Annotated in this window: 14 protein-coding genes; 6 read left to right on the top strand and 8 right to left on the bottom strand. The window is 55.7% G+C overall.

Features of this window, described 5'->3' with window-relative positions; translation table 11 throughout:
• Positions 1-296: 296 nt before the first annotated feature.
• From dnaE to VAE55_RS11985, 3 genes are all read right to left on the bottom strand, one after another.
• Positions 297-4,037, bottom strand: coding sequence for a DNA polymerase III subunit alpha (dnaE, locus tag VAE55_RS11995; protein ID WP_322816016.1), 3,741 nt, complete (start codon positions 4,035-4,037; stop codon positions 297-299).
• A gap of 431 nt (positions 4,038-4,468) precedes the next feature.
• Entirely contained in the window at positions 4,469-4,627 is a 159-nt protein-coding gene (locus tag VAE55_RS11990; RefSeq protein WP_012660587.1) for a hypothetical protein, read from the bottom strand.
• Positions 4,628-4,635: 8 nt separating this feature from the next.
• Positions 4,636-4,827 (bottom strand): hypothetical protein, encoded by a 192-nt coding sequence (locus VAE55_RS11985; RefSeq protein ID WP_322816015.1) that lies wholly within the window; start codon positions 4,825-4,827, stop codon positions 4,636-4,638.
• A 189-nt stretch (positions 4,828-5,016) separates the two neighbouring features.
• Between VAE55_RS11985 and VAE55_RS11980 the strand changes: the two genes are divergently transcribed.
• From VAE55_RS11980 to VAE55_RS11970, 3 genes are all read left to right on the top strand, one after another.
• On the top strand, positions 5,017-6,108 hold the full coding sequence (locus VAE55_RS11980) for a HEAT repeat domain-containing protein (protein WP_322816014.1): 1,092 nt from the start codon (positions 5,017-5,019) through the stop codon (positions 6,106-6,108).
• A gap of 8 nt (positions 6,109-6,116) precedes the next feature.
• Complete coding sequence (locus tag VAE55_RS11975; protein WP_322816013.1) at positions 6,117-7,808, top strand: SpoIIE family protein phosphatase; 1,692 nt, start codon at positions 6,117-6,119, stop codon at positions 7,806-7,808.
• A gap of 170 nt (positions 7,809-7,978) precedes the next feature.
• Positions 7,979-8,314, top strand: a complete 336-nt coding sequence (locus tag VAE55_RS11970) for an STAS domain-containing protein (RefSeq protein WP_322816012.1) — start codon at positions 7,979-7,981, stop codon at positions 8,312-8,314.
• 218 nt (positions 8,315-8,532) lie between these two features.
• Here the strand turns inward: VAE55_RS11970 and VAE55_RS11965 are convergent, their stop codons facing one another.
• A complete protein-coding gene (locus VAE55_RS11965; protein WP_322816017.1) occupies positions 8,533-9,864 on the bottom strand; it encodes a M20/M25/M40 family metallo-hydrolase in 1,332 nt (443 codons plus the stop codon).
• A 155-nt stretch (positions 9,865-10,019) separates the two neighbouring features.
• Between VAE55_RS11965 and VAE55_RS11960 the strand changes: the two genes are divergently transcribed.
• The 3 genes from VAE55_RS11960 (at position 10,020) to VAE55_RS11950 (ending at position 13,230) form a co-directional block, all read left to right on the top strand.
• A complete protein-coding gene (locus tag VAE55_RS11960; RefSeq protein ID WP_322816011.1) occupies positions 10,020-10,988 on the top strand; it encodes a COX15/CtaA family protein in 969 nt (322 codons plus the stop codon).
• 380 nt (positions 10,989-11,368) lie between these two features.
• A complete protein-coding gene (locus VAE55_RS11955) occupies positions 11,369-11,998 on the top strand; it encodes a DUF4388 domain-containing protein (RefSeq protein WP_322816010.1) in 630 nt (209 codons plus the stop codon).
• A gap of 431 nt (positions 11,999-12,429) precedes the next feature.
• Positions 12,430-13,230 (top strand): alpha/beta fold hydrolase, encoded by an 801-nt coding sequence (locus VAE55_RS11950; protein ID WP_322816009.1) that lies wholly within the window; start codon positions 12,430-12,432, stop codon positions 13,228-13,230.
• Between the two features lie 542 nt (positions 13,231-13,772).
• On the opposite strand, the gene VAE55_RS11945 is transcribed toward VAE55_RS11950, so the two are convergent.
• The 4 genes from VAE55_RS11945 to VAE55_RS11930 are packed head-to-tail and all read right to left on the bottom strand — an operon-like array spanning position 13,773 to position 16,495.
• Complete coding sequence (locus VAE55_RS11945; protein WP_322816008.1) at positions 13,773-15,503, bottom strand: DUF4097 family beta strand repeat-containing protein; 1,731 nt, start codon at positions 15,501-15,503, stop codon at positions 13,773-13,775.
• A gap of 41 nt (positions 15,504-15,544) precedes the next feature.
• Positions 15,545-15,910: an SHOCT-like domain-containing protein gene (locus VAE55_RS11940; RefSeq protein ID WP_322816007.1), complete on the bottom strand. Its 366-nt coding sequence runs from the start codon at positions 15,908-15,910 to the stop codon at positions 15,545-15,547.
• Positions 15,894-16,274 carry a DUF2089 domain-containing protein gene (locus tag VAE55_RS11935; protein WP_012256893.1) on the bottom strand — a complete coding sequence of 127 codons (381 nt, stop codon included), beginning with the start codon at positions 16,272-16,274 and terminating at the stop codon, positions 15,894-15,896. Before VAE55_RS11935 ends, VAE55_RS11940 begins: the two co-directional genes overlap by 17 nt.
• An 11-nt stretch (positions 16,275-16,285) precedes the next feature.
• Complete coding sequence (locus VAE55_RS11930; RefSeq protein WP_322816006.1) at positions 16,286-16,495, bottom strand: hypothetical protein; 210 nt, start codon at positions 16,493-16,495, stop codon at positions 16,286-16,288.
• Positions 16,496-16,770: the final 275 nt, after the last annotated feature.

Below are 16,770 nucleotides of genomic sequence, written 5' to 3'. Positions count from 1 at the left end.
AACCAATCCAGCGCATGATGGCACCGGAGATGGTTATTCGAGCGCGACAGTACAACTTTTTATGAAATAAGTTCTCGTATGGTATATCGCGTGTTCACAGCTCCCAGCGGTGCTATGTGACACGCCCCTGCTCCAGTCCGCCCGCTGAGAGCGGGATGTAGATACGACAGCGCAACCTGATGCGACAGTACAAAACAAAGCAGGGGCACGGCATGCCGTATACCGTGCTCCCTACTCATCAATATTTCCTGCTTTCCTGTCAACCACCCCACCACGAATGCTTACCCTCGCCGCGCTTACATCGCCAGCACTCGGTCAGGGCCAAGCACCTGCTTCAGTTCGGCAACTAGGGCATCAGAGAGGGTAATGGTATGCTGCGACTGTAAGACGACCATGCCCACCCCATTTGGCAGATACAGTGTGACCTGGTCATTACCATGACTGCTGCTCAGAATAGTATGGATATGCTGCATCAATGCAATATCGGCATCAAAATCGTGGCTACGCGGCAGGTAGATGCGTAGATTACGCGCCGGCGGCCCGTCAACCCGTGGTGGTTCTGGTGCCTGGTGACCGCCGTGACCATTCCCATTACTGGTGAGCTTTACCGGCTGGCGGGTACGCACAACCGGCGGTCTGACCGGCGGCGGAGATGCCGGAACCGGGGCGGGAGTTGGTGCTGGCGATACCGGTGGCGCCGGCAATTCCACACCGCCTTCGCCGTTCAGATCATCGCTTACCCCTTCCAGATCCATCTCAAGCGGTTGGGCACTTGTTGTCTGATCTACTGACGCGGGCGTTTCCACGTGCTCGACCACCAGTTGGGGTGTATCACGACGGTTGTCAACCTTCGCCGTAATCCGCACTACGGCGTCGTTCTGTAACAGATCGGCGTACTTCGCCAGCACCTTTGGAAAGACCACTATCTCGATGCTGCCGGTCAAATCTTCAAGATTGGCGACCAGCATCGTCTCGCCCTTCTTTGTCGCAATCCGACGCACCCCACTCAGCACTCCCACAAAAGTGAGCGTCTCACCAATATGTTCAGCATCAATCGAACCAAGTTCAGTAGCACCGCTGAGATCGACACCTTCGAGGGCCTTAGCGATGGGATCATCGGAAATATTCAATCCGAGCAGCTCCTTTTCCCAGAGCAGCACCTCTTTCTGATCGGCAGGACTCTCGACGATCAGCGGCAACGGAATACGGGCCACCACCGGATTGGCGGTGGTTGCTTCACCAAAGATATCAAACAGGCTACTCTGGCCGATTTCACGCGCCTTCTGGGCTTCAATCCCGGCGCTGACGGCCTGATCGAGGATTGCCAGCTTCTGGCGGCGCGTGCCAGGGAGCGAGTCGAGTGCGCCAGCTTTAATAAGACTTTCAAGTGTACGCTTATTCAGCGTGTGGCGATCAACGCGCACACAGAGGTCTTCCAGCGATTGGAAGGGGCCACCTGCCTCGCGTGCAGCAATAATCGCTTCTACCGGCCCTTCGCCGACATTCTTGATTGCCATCAAGCCAAAGCGAATACCGCGTTGGTGGGTTACGCCCGGCGGCAACGGTTGGGCAAGAGGTTCGATAGTGAAGCCCTTGTGCGAGCGATTGACATCAGGGGGCAGTACTGCCACACCCAGACGCCGTGCTTCGAGTGCCGCCTTCGTCACATCTTCAATTACACCACCCGCACCGGTCAGCACAGCGGTCATATACTCGACCGGATAGTTTACCTTTAGCCAGGCGGTCTGATAACTGAGCAAACCGTAGAGTGTGGCGTGCGGTCGGTTAAACGAATAGCCGGCGAACGGCAAGATCAACTCCCAGAGCTGATCGGCAATCTCCTTACTAATGCCTTTGCGCTGACACCCTTGCTTGAAAATAGCCTCATTTTCGGCCATCAGTTCGCGATTCTTCTTGCTGATCGCCTTGATGACGATATAGGCCTGACCGAGCGTATAATCGGCGACCGTCTGCAACAGTTGCATAATCTGCTCCTGATAGACGATCACACCGTAGGTGTCGGACAGGATCGGTTCGAGCACGGGGTGGAGATAGCGGATCTGGGATGGATTATTTTTGTTCTGAATATAGACTGGAATCTGCTCAAGTGGGCCGGGGCGATAGAGCGCCACCATGGCGTAGAGGTCTTCCACGCGGGTTGGCTTCAATTGCATCAGGTAGCGCGTCATTCCCGCCGATTCTAGTTGGAAGACATTCTTCGTTTCGCCTCGTCCTAATGCCTCAAAAACCTTTGGATCATCAAGTGGAATTTCATCAAGCCACATCTGCCGGCCAGTCGTCTGCTCGATGTACTTGAGGGCCTCGGCCACCACGGAAAGGTTGGTTAGACCGAGAATATCCATCTTCAGCAGGCCCATCTTGGCCAGGGTCGGCCCTTCAAACGCAGCCATCAACGCATTCTCGTCTTTGGTCGTGCGTTGCAGGGGCACCAGCTCGGCCAGCGGTGTTCGACTGACCACCACGCCACAGGCATGCGTGCCAACTGACCGCATCCGGCCTTCAACCTTCTGCGCCTCATCGATCAGTTCGCGCAGGTGGGGCTGGGTTTCGTAGATCTGCTTCAACTCTGGGACGCGCTCAAGGGCCTGGGCGATGGTGGTGCCAACCGGTAACGCTGGAATCAGTTTGGCGACCCGATCTACCTCACCGGGATCGAGACCGAGCACACGGCCCATATCACGAATGGCCGCTTTGGCCCCAAGCGTACCGTAGGTAATAATCTGCGCAACATTCTCCCGCCCGTACTTATCGGCGATATAGTCAAGAATCTCCTGGCGGCGCGAGTCGGCGAAATCGGTGTCAATATCGGGCATTTCCAGACGTTCGGGCGAGAGGAAACGCTCGAAGAGCAGCTTATTCTTGACCGGATCAACATCGGTGATGCCGAGGGCGTAGAGCACGAGCGATGCACCGGCAGATCCACGCGGCAGACAGGGGATACCGCGTGAACGGGCAAATTTCACGTAATCCCATACGATCAACATGTAATCAGGGAAGCCGGTTTGATTAATCACATCCAGTTCATACGCCAACCGATTTATATACTCAGCAGGTGGCTGACCGTTGAACCGGCGCATCAAACCCTCTTCACACACGAGGCGTAGATATGAGGCGGCATCGTGGCCCGGCGGTAACTCAAAGACCGGCAACTGAACCCGTCCAAACTCCAGCTTCAACCGGCACATATCGGCGATGCGACGAGTATTTTCCAGCGGTTCAGTACCGTAGCGTTTAAACCGCTCCCACATCTGCTCGCCCGACAAGATATGGTAGCTCTCGTCCATCGCGTATTCACGAGCACAAAATTCAGTGTAGGTCATATTCATCCCCATCGCCATAATCTTGTGCTGGGTTGCTTTATCTTCTGGACGGACGAAATGCGCGTCACTGGTGGCTACCAGTGGAATACCCAGTTCGCGCCCGATCTTCACCAACTCATCGTTCAGCGGCTCGAGTTCAGGGATATTGTCATGCAGTTGCAACTCAAGATAGTAACGGTCGGGGCCGAGCAGGTCACGGTAATATGCGGCGGTTTCAACGGCTGCACGACGGTCTCTCGCTTTCAGATAGTGCAACACCTCGCCGGCCAGACAGGCCGATGTAACGATCAGGCCTTCGTGATGCGCTTCCAGCAATTGCCGGTCGATACGGGGGCGGGCAAACACACCCTTTCCCATCCCGTCAAGATGGGCGTGCGTGGTGAGTTTCACCAGATTACGGTATCCCACCTCATTTTGGGCTAGCAACAGCAAATGAAAATAGTTTTTTGCCCCTTTTGTCATCGGGTCGCTCAGTGAGCCAGGGGCCATGTAGGCTTCGACACCGATAATCGGGCGGATACCGGCCTTTTTCGCCGCCTCGTAGAACTCCATCGCGCCGTACATCACCCCGTGATCGGTCAGGGCGATACTGTCCATCCCCAATTCGGCAGCACGCTGGGTAATGCCTTTCGTTGTGGCATAGCCATCGAGCAGGCTGTATTCAGAGTGGACATGCAGATGAACAAAGTCGTGCATGGCGTACTCGTCTTTCAAAACAATTTACACTTAAACCAGTTGAACGAAGGCAGAAAGGCGATCTAAGCCTGAAACATTTGTCCGAGAGAATAGATGTGGTGTCGGTTTTTTGGTATTATATCAACCTAATATCAGGTTATCAGGCGCACGCTTTCGGTTCTGATTATAGCATATCAGCGGTAGCTTGCGAATAGGCTTGTCAACAATTGTAAGGTGTTTGTAAACCCAGACGGTTCAGCGTGCGCTACCGTAGCCGGTTGTCGATGCCGCGGGGATGGGGGTAGTATTGTGGTAAAGTCGTCGTAGCATACGAACGGGAATCGCGGCATACCCTACCGGGGCTATGACCGAAAGGGTGGGAGCACGCACCGCCGTCAGGCCAGATTGATTTGAAGCAACGGGAACAGAGCGTTAGACAGGTGAACAAAAAGTTACGATTGCCGACGAATCGCAAACAGGCACAACCCGGCCAGCAACAGCCAGAGCCAGTGCCACAGACCGAAAGGTTGCTGGAAAGCAACAACAATGGAGATGATCACAAAGACCAGTCCCAGCACAGCCAGTAGTGCCCGACGATAGGTTGGCGACATGAATGGCCTCAACGTACTACAAAGAAAGCCAGCGCCAGCAGTGCTCCTGCGACAAATAGTAATAACGAAAACGCGAGATTGCCAGTTGCACTGATCAGAAAAATGGTCATGGCAATAACGATGATTGCCATCATGACACAACCCCGACGTACCCGGCGAATACTGGTTGTAACATCGGGATCTTCCGGTGTTGAATTCATATACACCATCCACAGAGACTTACTTCCCGGCATATCTTACCATATGACAGCAGTAATCGCGTCTGTAATGTTTCTGCAATCAAAGAATAGTACTAAAGTACTGTGCAATACTATGACGGTATGATATACTAAAAATATAGACATATCATCGTTCTACTACATTGACGCAGGGAAGGAAGGGGGCTGCCAGTGTTTGATCGAGAGACATGGCGGCAGCGGGTAGCTGAACGATTCACAACCTTTGCCCGCAACCCCCGGCAAGAGATACAAATTGCCGGCGTGAATAGTGTGCTCGGATACCTTGCCCTACGTGCGCTTGAACCATTTCTTGCTGCCTTCCAGGAAGAGCCGGTTGCCGCTGTGCTGGCACTGGCCGAGATTTCACGTGGCCCCGGTGCCAATCACATTGTCCGTCGGGCTGGCCACTGGCGTTACCAGCTCGCCCATCTGATTGAGCGCGAATTACGTTCACGCCCGGAACTTCGCCTGACCATCGAAGAAATCCTGCTGGCGTTACAGGTGCTGCCTCTTGCCCGGCAGCGCCTCAACAGTTCACGTGATGAGTGGTTACGGCTGACATTGCTGGCCGAACTCGACACCTTCGAGAGCGGTGATTTTGAACAGTTACGCCGTCAATTGCAAGACCCCGGTTGGCAAAGTCGCTATGAAGCGATCCGTCGTCTGCGCATGCGAGAGGGTCACTACACAGCGGCAGACCTGGTGCTCCTGCACGACGGTTTGAGTGATAGCGCCTCGCATGTGCGTGCGGCTGCGGCGCGCATGCTTGGCCTGATTAATGGGATACCGCCGCAACCTCTGGTCAAAACGCTGATCCGACTGGCGATCCATGATTGTGATCTGGAGACACGCTTCGCCGCTGCCCGCACACTGGGTCAATTGCGCGACCGGATCGTCTCGCCGCAGCTCCTTGATCATCTGATTGAATGTCTCGACAATCCCGATAGTTTCGTGCGCTCGGCAGCAGCCCTGGTGGTGAGTCAGTTGGGAGAGCTGGCCGGTACGGCCCTGATGATTGACCATCTGATCCCCATGCTCTCTGATGCTGACGCCTACGCTCGTGAAGCAGCAGCGCGTGCACTAGGGCGGTTGGGTATGGCAGCCGCCACCACAACCGTCCTCAATGCCCTGACCCAGGCCGTTGATGATACCGACCCCAATGTCCACGAAGCTGCCGTGGATGCCATTACTCGCCTGCGTAAATTACGAGCCACCCTGCCGCTCTCCCCTGGTCGCCATCCAACCGAACCATTAGCCGTGTAGAGGTTGGCATGCAGCGACAGATCAGTGTCTTCGCCGATTGGAACGCGGTAACTGAGCTTTTGGCCTTCAGCGACACGCTGGAGTCTGATTGGCAATTACCCCACGATTATGTCTATTTGTTGCGACTGGTGATCGAAGAAGTCGCTACCAATATTGTCAAGTATGGCTACGATGACCAAAACCGTGACCAGCTTCAGTTGTCGTGCCAGTATGAACAGGGAGTGCTGACTATCGTCATTCGTGATCGAGGGTATCCCTTCGATCCCCACGATGCACCACCACCTGATCTGGGCAGGGAGGTTGAACAACGTACCATTGGTGGCCTTGGCCTCTTCTTTGTGCGCGAATACGCTGACACCCTCCAGTACCGGCACGATCCGGCAAGTGGCTGGAACGAGTTAATCGTAACTAAAACAATGACGATGCTGGATCGCTTGCGGAATTTGCCGCTCTTTCAGGTAGTACCCGAAGCGATTCTGGCCGAGTTAGCCCCTCGTCTGGCCGAATGCCGCCTTGCCGCCGGTGAAATATTGTTTCATCAGGGTGATCCGGGAACCGAATGCTTTGTGATCTTGAGCGGTGCGGTAGAGGTAATCACGTTCGTTAACGGCACCGAGTTGCGGCTAGAGGTCTTTCACGCCGGCCAAATCATCGGCGAGATGAGCCTGATCGACCAGAGTCCACGGTCGGCAACGGTACGGGCAATTGAACCGAGTCGCCTGGTTGCGCTGAATGAAGCGGTGTTTGCCACCTTGATCGGCTCCAGTCCTGCGCTGGCAATGACGATGCTACGCAGTATCGTTAGTCGGGTACGCAATACCAATCAGCGCATGATCCATGATCTCGAACGCAAGAATGCCGAACTCCTGGCAGCGTATCAGCAATTACAGGCTGCGCAGGCGGAATTGATTCGGCTGAACCGCCTCGAAGAGGAGCTGGATGTTGCCCGCCGTATTCAGCAGTCTTTCCTACCACGGGTGTTACCGCAACCAGCCGGCTGGCGTATTGCCGGGTTCAGTCGCGGTGCGCAGGCTGTGGGTGGTGATTTCTTCGATACCATTACCCTTCCCGATGGCAGAGTCGGCCTGGTGGTGGCCGATGCCTGTGGCAAAGGGGTAACGGCTGCCCTGTTTGTGGCGTTGAGTCGATCATTGCTGCGAGCGGCGTCGCAGGCTGGAGAGATGCCGCAGTCGCCCAGCAGTATCAATACGTCTATTCTCCTTCACGCTGTCAGTCTGACCAACGACTATATCTGCCGTGAGCACGGTGATGCCAATATGTTCATCACGCTGTTCTATGGCCTGCTTGATCCACTCAGCGGTACAATGACGTATATCAATGCCGGGCATAACCCACCATTGCGGATTGCCCGAAATGGTGATGTAGTAGAAGAGTTACACGAGGGATCCCTACCAATCGGTATTGTGGCCGGGCAAACGTATGATGTGTATGAGTTGCGGATACAGCCCGGCGAGAAGCTGGTAGCTTTCAGCGATGGTATTACTGAAGCGATGAATCTGACCGGTGAGTTGTTTGGCGATGCCCGTTTACAGGCATGCCTGCAAACCCTCTGCCACCATCCTGCCCCCGATCTGGTGGCGGCAGTCGTCGCAGCGGTTGACGCATTCGCTGCCGGTGCACCACAGGCTGATGACATTACCCTGCTGATTGTGGAACGTCTGTCTGATAGTCAGCTTTAACGTCAAGGGCTTGCCGGAAAACCAAATACTCACGACGATATTCAGAGAACACCGGTCGGTATCCTGATCGCTTTGATATCTGTTCTAAGACAGGTTCAGAGCATGCTATAATGACCGTACCCTCAATAGTTGCATAGCGGCGCAAACCCGCTAGAAAGAGAGACTTCGGCGTGAAGACCGAGCATGTAGATGATGTGCTCATCATTGAGCTTCCGGCTCGCCTTGATGCAGCCGGGATTGCAACCATCGAGCAGGAGCTGGCAGACACCATCAACCGGCATCGCGGTAAGGTGCTTGCGGACATGAGTGAGGTCAATTTCGTGGCCAGCCTGGCCCTGCGAATGCTCTTGACCAACCTGCGCGCCATTCAACCACTGGGTGGTGATCTGCGATTGTACGGTTTGCAGCCACAGATTGCCGAAATCTTCCGCAAGAGCCGCTTCGATACGCTGTTCAAGATCTATCCAGATCGGGAAACAGCCTTAGCTGCGTATCGCAATCAATAACAATCAATAGAAGTTGTTATAGACATCAATACGTCGCACATTCCGCAGCGCCAATCCCTGATAGATGTACGTTACCTGTGCTGCATCGTGTTTGGGTGTTCATACGCCATACGATGCGGCACGTGTATTACCGACAGGGGTGTCATGCAGCGGGGTAAGCTCTACGTGAGATATATCGGCATCGGCACAGCGTAACGTGACCGTGCTCCTGGGAGTACTTACCGCCACAACTGGTCGAGTAATTCGATCAGCAAACGACTATGACGACTCAGGTCGTTGATCGGAATGTACTCATCGGGAGCAAAGGTCGCACTGACGACTGGTGTCAGGCCAAGACTTACTGTTGGAATCGGGTGATGGCCAACCAGTAAGCTGAAAGGCACCGTGTATGGGCCAGCCGGCACAACCACCAGTGGCCGTTCAAATACGGTTGCGCCGATAGCAGCCACCTGTGTCACGAAGGGATTATCAGTCGCAGTCATTAACGGGGGATACCCGCCAGGCAATCGTTCGATCACAATGTCAGGAAACCCCTTCTCGTGCAGGTGGTGCTGTATCAATGCTACAATCGCATCCGGCTGTTGATGGGGAACTAACTGAATATCGAGTAGCGCTGTCGCCTGAGCAGGGATAACCGGTGTCTCACCTGACGGTTCAACGGTGATGCTACTCACATTACAGGTGGGAAGCGTTACTTCTGAGCGGCTCAACGCTGCACCGTCGATACCGAAAAGAAACTGATCGATCCGCCAGGCATCCCGTCGTGCAGCCGAGGCCAGTTGCAGTTGTCGGATCACCGCATTATCATTGCGCGACGGACCTTCAACAGCGTCGTAAAATCCCTCGATCCGCACATCTTCATCATCACCCTTGAGAGAAGCCAGGGTCCAGATCAGCCGCCAGAGCGGATTGGCAACGCTAGCGGCAAAGCCGGTTGGCAAGGGATACGCCGGCCCACGCGCACTCAGACGCAGACGGATCCAGCCTTTACTACCACTCACGCAGATAGGTGTACCGGTAGCATCACGGTCACCAACACTAGCCAGGATCGCGTCACATTGCAGCAGATCAATATGCGCGTGCAGGGCTTCTTGCAGACCATAACTACCTGTTGTGGCTGCCCCTTCAATGACCAGGGTGATCCCACACGGCAATTCTCCTTCACGGTGCAGAATGGTCTGCAGGGCTGCCAGATGCGCTGCCAGGGCACCTTTGCCACCGGCTACACCGCGTCCGAATACACGACCATCACGTTCAGCAATATCAAATGGTTCGTGTGACCAGTGTCGCCACGGGCCGGTTGGCGGTGTATCGTAGTGATGATAGAGCAAAAGGGTCTGTGGCCGTCGTCCTGACCGATGAGCAATAATGACCGGTGCGGTATCGGTAGCCGCAATGCGCACATGCATGCCTAACCGACGCACAAGAAGGGTGATATGTTCAGCCATCGTGCGCAACTCATCGATCTGACCGGTAGTCGATGGCTGCTTGCAGAGGTACCGCAAGGTCTGGACAAGCTGCTCAATTGATGGCAGTGCATGGACGGTCACCAAGATGCCCCCTCTTGCTCACACGTTTGCGTTTAGTGAACGAATTATAACACGGTGTTCACTGCACGCTACGCAGGGGTCATGCTAGAATAAAGTGTGATATGTCACATAGTTCTTGCAATCCGCACCACACGGTCGCGGCGGGAGGAAGTTGCATGGATCCCCGGCATCGTGCCTTTGTCAATTTTGCATGGCTCAATGTTGGATACAACCTGTTGGTCATTATGTGGGGCGCATTCGTGCGGGCAACCGGCTCCGGTGCCGGTTGTGGTGATCACTGGCCGCTCTGTGATGGTCAGGTGATACCACGGGCACCCGATACAGCGCAGCTCATCGAGTTTTCCCATCGCGTAACGAGTGGCATTGCTCTGCTGTTGACGATAGGGTTACTGGTTTGGGCCTTACGACTGTTTGCTGCCGGCCATCCGGCACGGCGGGCGGCGATTGCAACGATGATTTTGATGATTGTCGAGTCGCTGATCGGAGCGGCACTGGTGCTCTTCCAACTGGTAGCCCATGATGCATCACTGACTCGCGCTTTGTCACTGGGACTGCACCTCGTCAATACATTTCTGTTGATTGGAGCAATGGCGCTTACAGCATGGTACGCCAGTGGTAAGCCGGCACCGAACCTGCGTGGTAAGGGTGGCTTGTTGAGCATGTTGATTGCAGCATTGGTCGGTACGGCACTAGTGGGGTCAAGTGGTGCGATAACGGCTCTGGGTGATACCCTCTTGCAACTGGGCGTGCTACCTGGTGGTGTATCGCAATCGATCACTCGTGATAGTCATCCCCTGGTATGGATGCGGATTATCCACCCGGTCTTGGGCACATTGGTTGGCCTGGCAATGATTTCGCTTGCCCAACGGGCAGTGCGCTACGATCCGTCACCAACAACGCGCCGACTGGCGTGGGCTACTGCTGCGATCTTTGTTGGTCAGATTTTTCTGGGTGCAATCAACGTCATCCTGAAGGCTCCAGTGTGGATGCAACTGGTGCATCTGCTCTTCGCCGACCTGGCATGGCTAACGCTGGTGTTACTAAGCGCAACACTTCTCGCTCGGCCCGGTGAGGAACGTGTCCCACAGCCGGTGTCCGTCTCGTCACCGGCACGCTCTGCGTAGGACAGGCCGCACAGATCAGCCCTCGAGCGGAAGAAGGGTAACTGCACAGCGTTACCCTTCTTTCTTTTTCCGAAGGGATGAGGTTTACGGGACGTTCCAACTCATGCCGTGTGTCTGCCAATCCACGCTCGTGCGGCCACGTGGAAGGCATGCCGTTCAGCGGCGTGCGATCCGCTATGGTCTGCGCACAGCACATTCAGCCTTCGATGCACACAACATCGTGTGCTGGAATGGAGAAACGGGCGTTACCAAAACCGGTACTATGACGACTTCTTCTATAACTGGACTATGGTCACATTGTTGTGGCTGCTGAGTTGTGGTATAACCAATTTTAAAGGGCATCCCATCTTATCCTTGCAGTTGTGCCCAGGAGGCCCACGATGGCATTACACGGTTCGTTACAACAGGTACCATTACGTGATTTGATTGATCTCGCTGCATACAGTTCCCTCTCTGGCTCGCTCGATATTCAGGGAGAGCGTTCCGGTCGAATATTCTTCACCAATGGTCAAATGTACCACGTTGAGTGCGAGGGACAAATAGGGACAGAAGCGCTAGGCATTCTGCTCAACGTCCAGCAAGGCACGTTCAACGTCAGTAGCGGTGCCAGAAGTAACCAGCAATCGATATGGGGCGATGTCGAGACGATGATCCGCTACGCTGAGCGTATGGCATTGCGGTGGCGGCGGATCTGGCACAAAGTTGCTTCGCTGCAACTAGTACCGACACTGAAGGTCACCCGCGAAGAAGCATTGCAGCGGGCAAGTGTTGCGCTGCATTTGCTGCTTGAGGCCATCGACGGTCGTAAGAGTCTGTCGGATATTGCAACTGATCTGCACTGGTCGGCGATTGATGTGGTTGAGGGCATCGTTCAGTTAATGGACTTGCAGATCGTCGATCTTGTTTCTGTGCCGTTGCGACCGGTGGAATCACACCAGAACATGCAGGCTGCAACACCATCAGTGCCGACAACGTCTATCGACTATCTCTTGTCTATCTTGCAGCAGTAGTCACCACGTACAGCGGTAAGAATCGGTTGCACAACCTCTTAATCAGTGCCTGCTTGTAGAACAGAGTGCGGAAGCCAGCCTTCCGCACTCTGTCCACTTATGCCTGTCTATGCTGTCGTGCTGCTAGGGGGATTGGCAGGCGATATCCCACCCTCTTACCGAATGGCAACCAGTATCGCACCCGGTTTAGAGCGCAGACGTCATCTGATGCAGATTGTTCTCCCTGTAGTAAACCATGCGGTATGTTTCGCGTATACTTGTAGACAACCGGCAAGGGTAACTTCCAAGCACAGACAGAAGCCTGGGATCCGTGTGTTGTCTGCCATCGTGGAGGTGTATCATGCAATCATCCTGATGCCCGGCAACTCGCTAACAGGCGTTTACCAAAAGCATTGCACTGGTTGAGTATCGACTCAGAAACGGAGGTACCAATGCACGTGACCCTCCCCCACGGTGTGCAACTACGCTACGATGATGCAGGAAGTGGACAACCGGTCGTCTTGTTGCACGCTTTTCCGCTGAGTGCGGCATTATGGCGAGCACAATTGAGTACATTGAGTGATCGCATACGTATGATTGCACCTGATCTACGCGGATTCGGCGGCTCGCCGGCGACACCGCTGCCACAGTCGCTCGATGACTATGCAACGGATGTCCTGGCATTACTCGATACCCTGAACATCAAACGGGCAGTGCTGGCCGGCTTGTCAATGGGAGGCTATATTGCCTTCGCTCTGCTGCGGCGGGCACCAGAGCGGATCAGCGGCCTGTTGCTGGCCGATACCCGGGCAACTGCCGATAGTGAGGAGACGCGGGCAGCACGGGCCGTTAATGCCAGGATTGCGTTGGAAGAGGGAAGTGCGGCACTGGCCGGACGAATGTTACCCAATCTGGTAGCGCCGGGGGCAAGTGAGGCGCTACGGGCCGAGCTGCTGAGTATCGCTGCGGCGAATCCACCAGAAGGGATTGCCGCGGCACTCCACGCCATGGCGGCTCGCCCCGATTCGACGCCACTGCTGGCCGAGATTCGGGTGCCGACAACCGTTGTCGTCGGTGCGGAAGATGCTCTCACCCCTCCTGCTGAAGCGCAGGTGATGCACAATGCGATTGCCGATAGTCGTTTCATCGTGATTCCACACGCCGGTCATCTCAGTGCGATTGAACGGCCAGCAGAGTTTAATCTGGCGCTGGTCGAACTGGTAATGCGGGTTGAGGCTGCATCCAGAACATGAGGTACGGGTAGGGGCGAGGCATGCGGCGCCCCTAGGGTATATGCACAAACAGGTCACGCTACACGGTAAGGCCCTGGCAGGAGGGTGATCCGCGCATATCCGCTGCATCCGTGAGCATCCGTGTATTATCCGTAGCACACGGATGGACGCGGGTCTGGCGGATGCACGCGGATATGCTGGGTGCCTCACGCAATGGTACCGGCAGGAGGGTGATCCGTGCATATCCGCTGCATCCGTGAGTATCCGTGTATCATCCGCGGAACACGGCTGGACGCGGGTCTGGCGGATGCACGCGGATGGGCTGGGTGCATCACGGTAAGGCCCTGGCAGGAGGGTGATCTGCGCATATCCGCTGCATCCGTGAGCATCTGTGTATTTTCCGTAGCACACGGATGGGCGCGAGGCTGGCGGATGCACGCGGATGGGCTGTTAGCACCGGTGATCTGCTTCTGACAAATACATATTGTGCAAGTGAGCGTTGGATGATGGGCAGATCGGAGCACGTGCATACCTGTATCTTGCCAGATTTTACAGAACACCCTCTAACCTCGATCCTCATCGAGAGCGGCCAGCAACAAATCACCCTCTGCCGGCGAGATACGACCATCGGCAACCATCTGTAAGATCGAAGCCCGTTGCTGTTCTCGTTCAGCCTCACTCATCGGGGGCTGTGACGGGACAGGGCGAAGCTGCACTGTTGGCCCGGTTGCCGGCGGATGCGGTGGTGGTGGCGCTGCCGGCGGATGGGGTGGTGGCGGCGGATTGGGCGCAGCCGGGGGCGGCGGTGGTGGCGACTGAATCCGACTCAGCGCCCGTTCGACCGCCTCAAGCGCACCATTCAGACCGGCAGCCGCAGCCTGACGGGCCTGTTCCTTGATCCGCTCGATCCGTTCGGGATCAAGACGCCACTCGCGTTGATTGATCTTAACGCGCACCCGTTCTGGCCCGGACTCGGCTTTCCAGCGCCGGGCCTGCTCGGCGAAGCGTTCAGCCGCCGCACGGGCACGCTCGCCCGCACGTGGATCGTCGCCGGCTAACGCACTTCGCAACTCGGCGGCCAGTTCACGCCCCAGTTCACTTAGCTCGCGCCCCAATTCGCGGCCAAGCTCACTCAGTTCTTGCCCAAGTTGTGCACCGATACTGCTGAACGAATCGACCTGACCTGCGCCTTTAATCGCGAGATCACCACCCACATGCAGATGGATGCTGGCGTTCCCCTGACCATAGCGCAACTCCAGCATCTGACCGGGTATTGAAGGTCGGGTTTCAATCCCACTCACTTCACCTCCGACAACCGCGTTGATGGTCAGATCAGGCGTTTCGGGGAGCACGATGACTGCATCACCGCCAACCTGGGCCCGTATGGTGCTACCGGCTGTGGCAGCGGCATGAAGACGGAGATCACCACCAATAGCCGTGATTATAACGTTGCCGGCAGCCTGTTTGACAACGCAGTCACCTCCGATATGACTGACCGTCAGGTCACCGGTGACATTGTTGAGTTCCAAATCACCCCCAACCGTCACCATCCGACCGCTGGCGATAGTTCCTGCTTCAACATCGCCGGCCACCGTCTCAACCGTAAACTGATCGATCTGGGCTTCGGAGGCATCAACATCACCGCTTACCGCCAGGCACTGCACGCGACGGGCCTGTCCTGTGAGTGTCAGATCACCGTTGACACGATCAAGCTGCACATCGGCGGTACCGGTGAGTGTAAGTTCAACGTCGCCATTCACGTTACCGACCCGTAACTGCTCGCTCAAACCGGTCACCTCAAGATCGCCATCAACCCGATTGACGGTCAGGCTCAACACACCACGCCCATTCACATCACCCGCCACTCCAGCCAAATGTACGACTGGAACCTCAGTAAGTGAGACATCACCGTGGACATCAGCAGTGACGCTCAATTCAGCGACGGTCGTTGCCGTGAGATCACCTTCGAGCGAGCCGATGGTGGCCTGATCGGTAATCTGGCGCAGCGAAAGATCTCCCTCAACACACTCGGCGGTAAGGCGATAGAGATTCTGGGCACGCGCATCACCGTGGATCACGACGATCCGCACATCAGCAGTCTCCGGCACCGCAAGCTGGAGATCGTCAGTACACGGGCTGACAACCAGACCATCGGCTTGCGCAGTCACCGTCACCTGTCGATCATCACTCTGCCATTCGATCAGCGGTTCAGTCCAGCCTCGGATCGTAAGATCGCCGTGAACCGACTGGATGATAAGTGTTACCGGCAGATCAACCGAAAGCCGTTGTTTCATGCAAACCCTCCTCATGGTGAAGACTACGGTTGTACCAGGGGTTATTCGATCACGATCTCAATCCGTTCGCCCTCTTCCAAATCCTGCCATTCCAGCAACAGACCGGTAGTTCCACGTTCCACGCTACGGATCAGCTCTTCCAGCGCACTACCACTCAATTGCGGAGCCAGCCGAGCGCCGAGGCGCAGACCAACATTAATCAGGCTCACCGGAATAGCTACCGACGCTTTGAGGCGTTGGGAAGGGAGATCGGTGACGCGAATGCGCACCAGACGCACCTGACTGCGCTCGATTGGCCGGGGATCGGCACTCAGGGCATCGAGCAGACGCGCAGCTTCCGCAGCCGACAGTTGCCCCTGCTCGACCATTTGCAGAATCCGGTGACGTTCTTCATTTGCGCTGTTCATGGTCAGCTCCCTTTAGCAGACGCAGGGCCTCTTCGACCGAAATCTCGCGGGCAGCAAGCCGGTCGAGAATCTGACGTCGATCAACCCGCGGCTCCTGTTCAGGTGTACCGCCGAGCAGAGCAACGATTTCATCGAGGCGAGCGCGGGCCGTATTGTAGGCAATGTCGAGTTCAGCGGCGAGGCGTTGAATATTCCCGCGATTCTTGACCAGCAACTCAACGAATGCAAGCTGATCAGGCGAGAGACGACCAATCCAGCCCAGGCTAAAACGACCCTCGATGACAATGCCGCTCTCAGGTGATTCGAGACGGGTGACGATTAACTCACCACCGGTGATGGGGTCACGGGTCAGTAGTGGGTACATAGTAACCTCCGTTAGCGGGCATAGGTAAGATGGCGAGAGCGTCGATCCGCAGCGTAGCGCAACAGACGGGCACCAAACCGAATCAAGTGCAAGCCGAACCAGCGGGCAAGGCGACGAGCGATGGGCGAACGCGGAGGCTGGTGGAGTGACGCGGCACCGGCAACACGTTCCTGCATCTCGCGAGCGTACAGTTGCTCGTGGTGGTAGAGGTCGCGCATCATAGGAACTCCTTTCGTTACTTGGTTGGTAATATTTACCAATCTGATAGAGATATTATCATCTTAATTGGTAATTGTCAATACTTGTGATGAAAATTTTTGCCATTTTATTATCACATTTCTGCAAGGCAGATAAACGGAGAGATGGTGCCCTCGATCTGTGATCTGCGCATGCCCCCACCCCAACCCGCCCCCGCTGGAGACTATGCATTACCCACATGTCACGCTGCGTTAGGCCGGGCTGCAAGTGCTCGCCGTGGCGCAGGCTTCCAGCCTGC

Source organism: Chloroflexus sp. (assembly GCF_034432675.1).
In the GTDB taxonomy this organism is placed as follows: Bacteria; Chloroflexota; Chloroflexia; order Chloroflexales; family Chloroflexaceae; genus Chloroflexus.
Note: the sequence above shows the minus strand (reverse complement) of the source record. Positions and strands in the feature narration are given on the sequence as shown.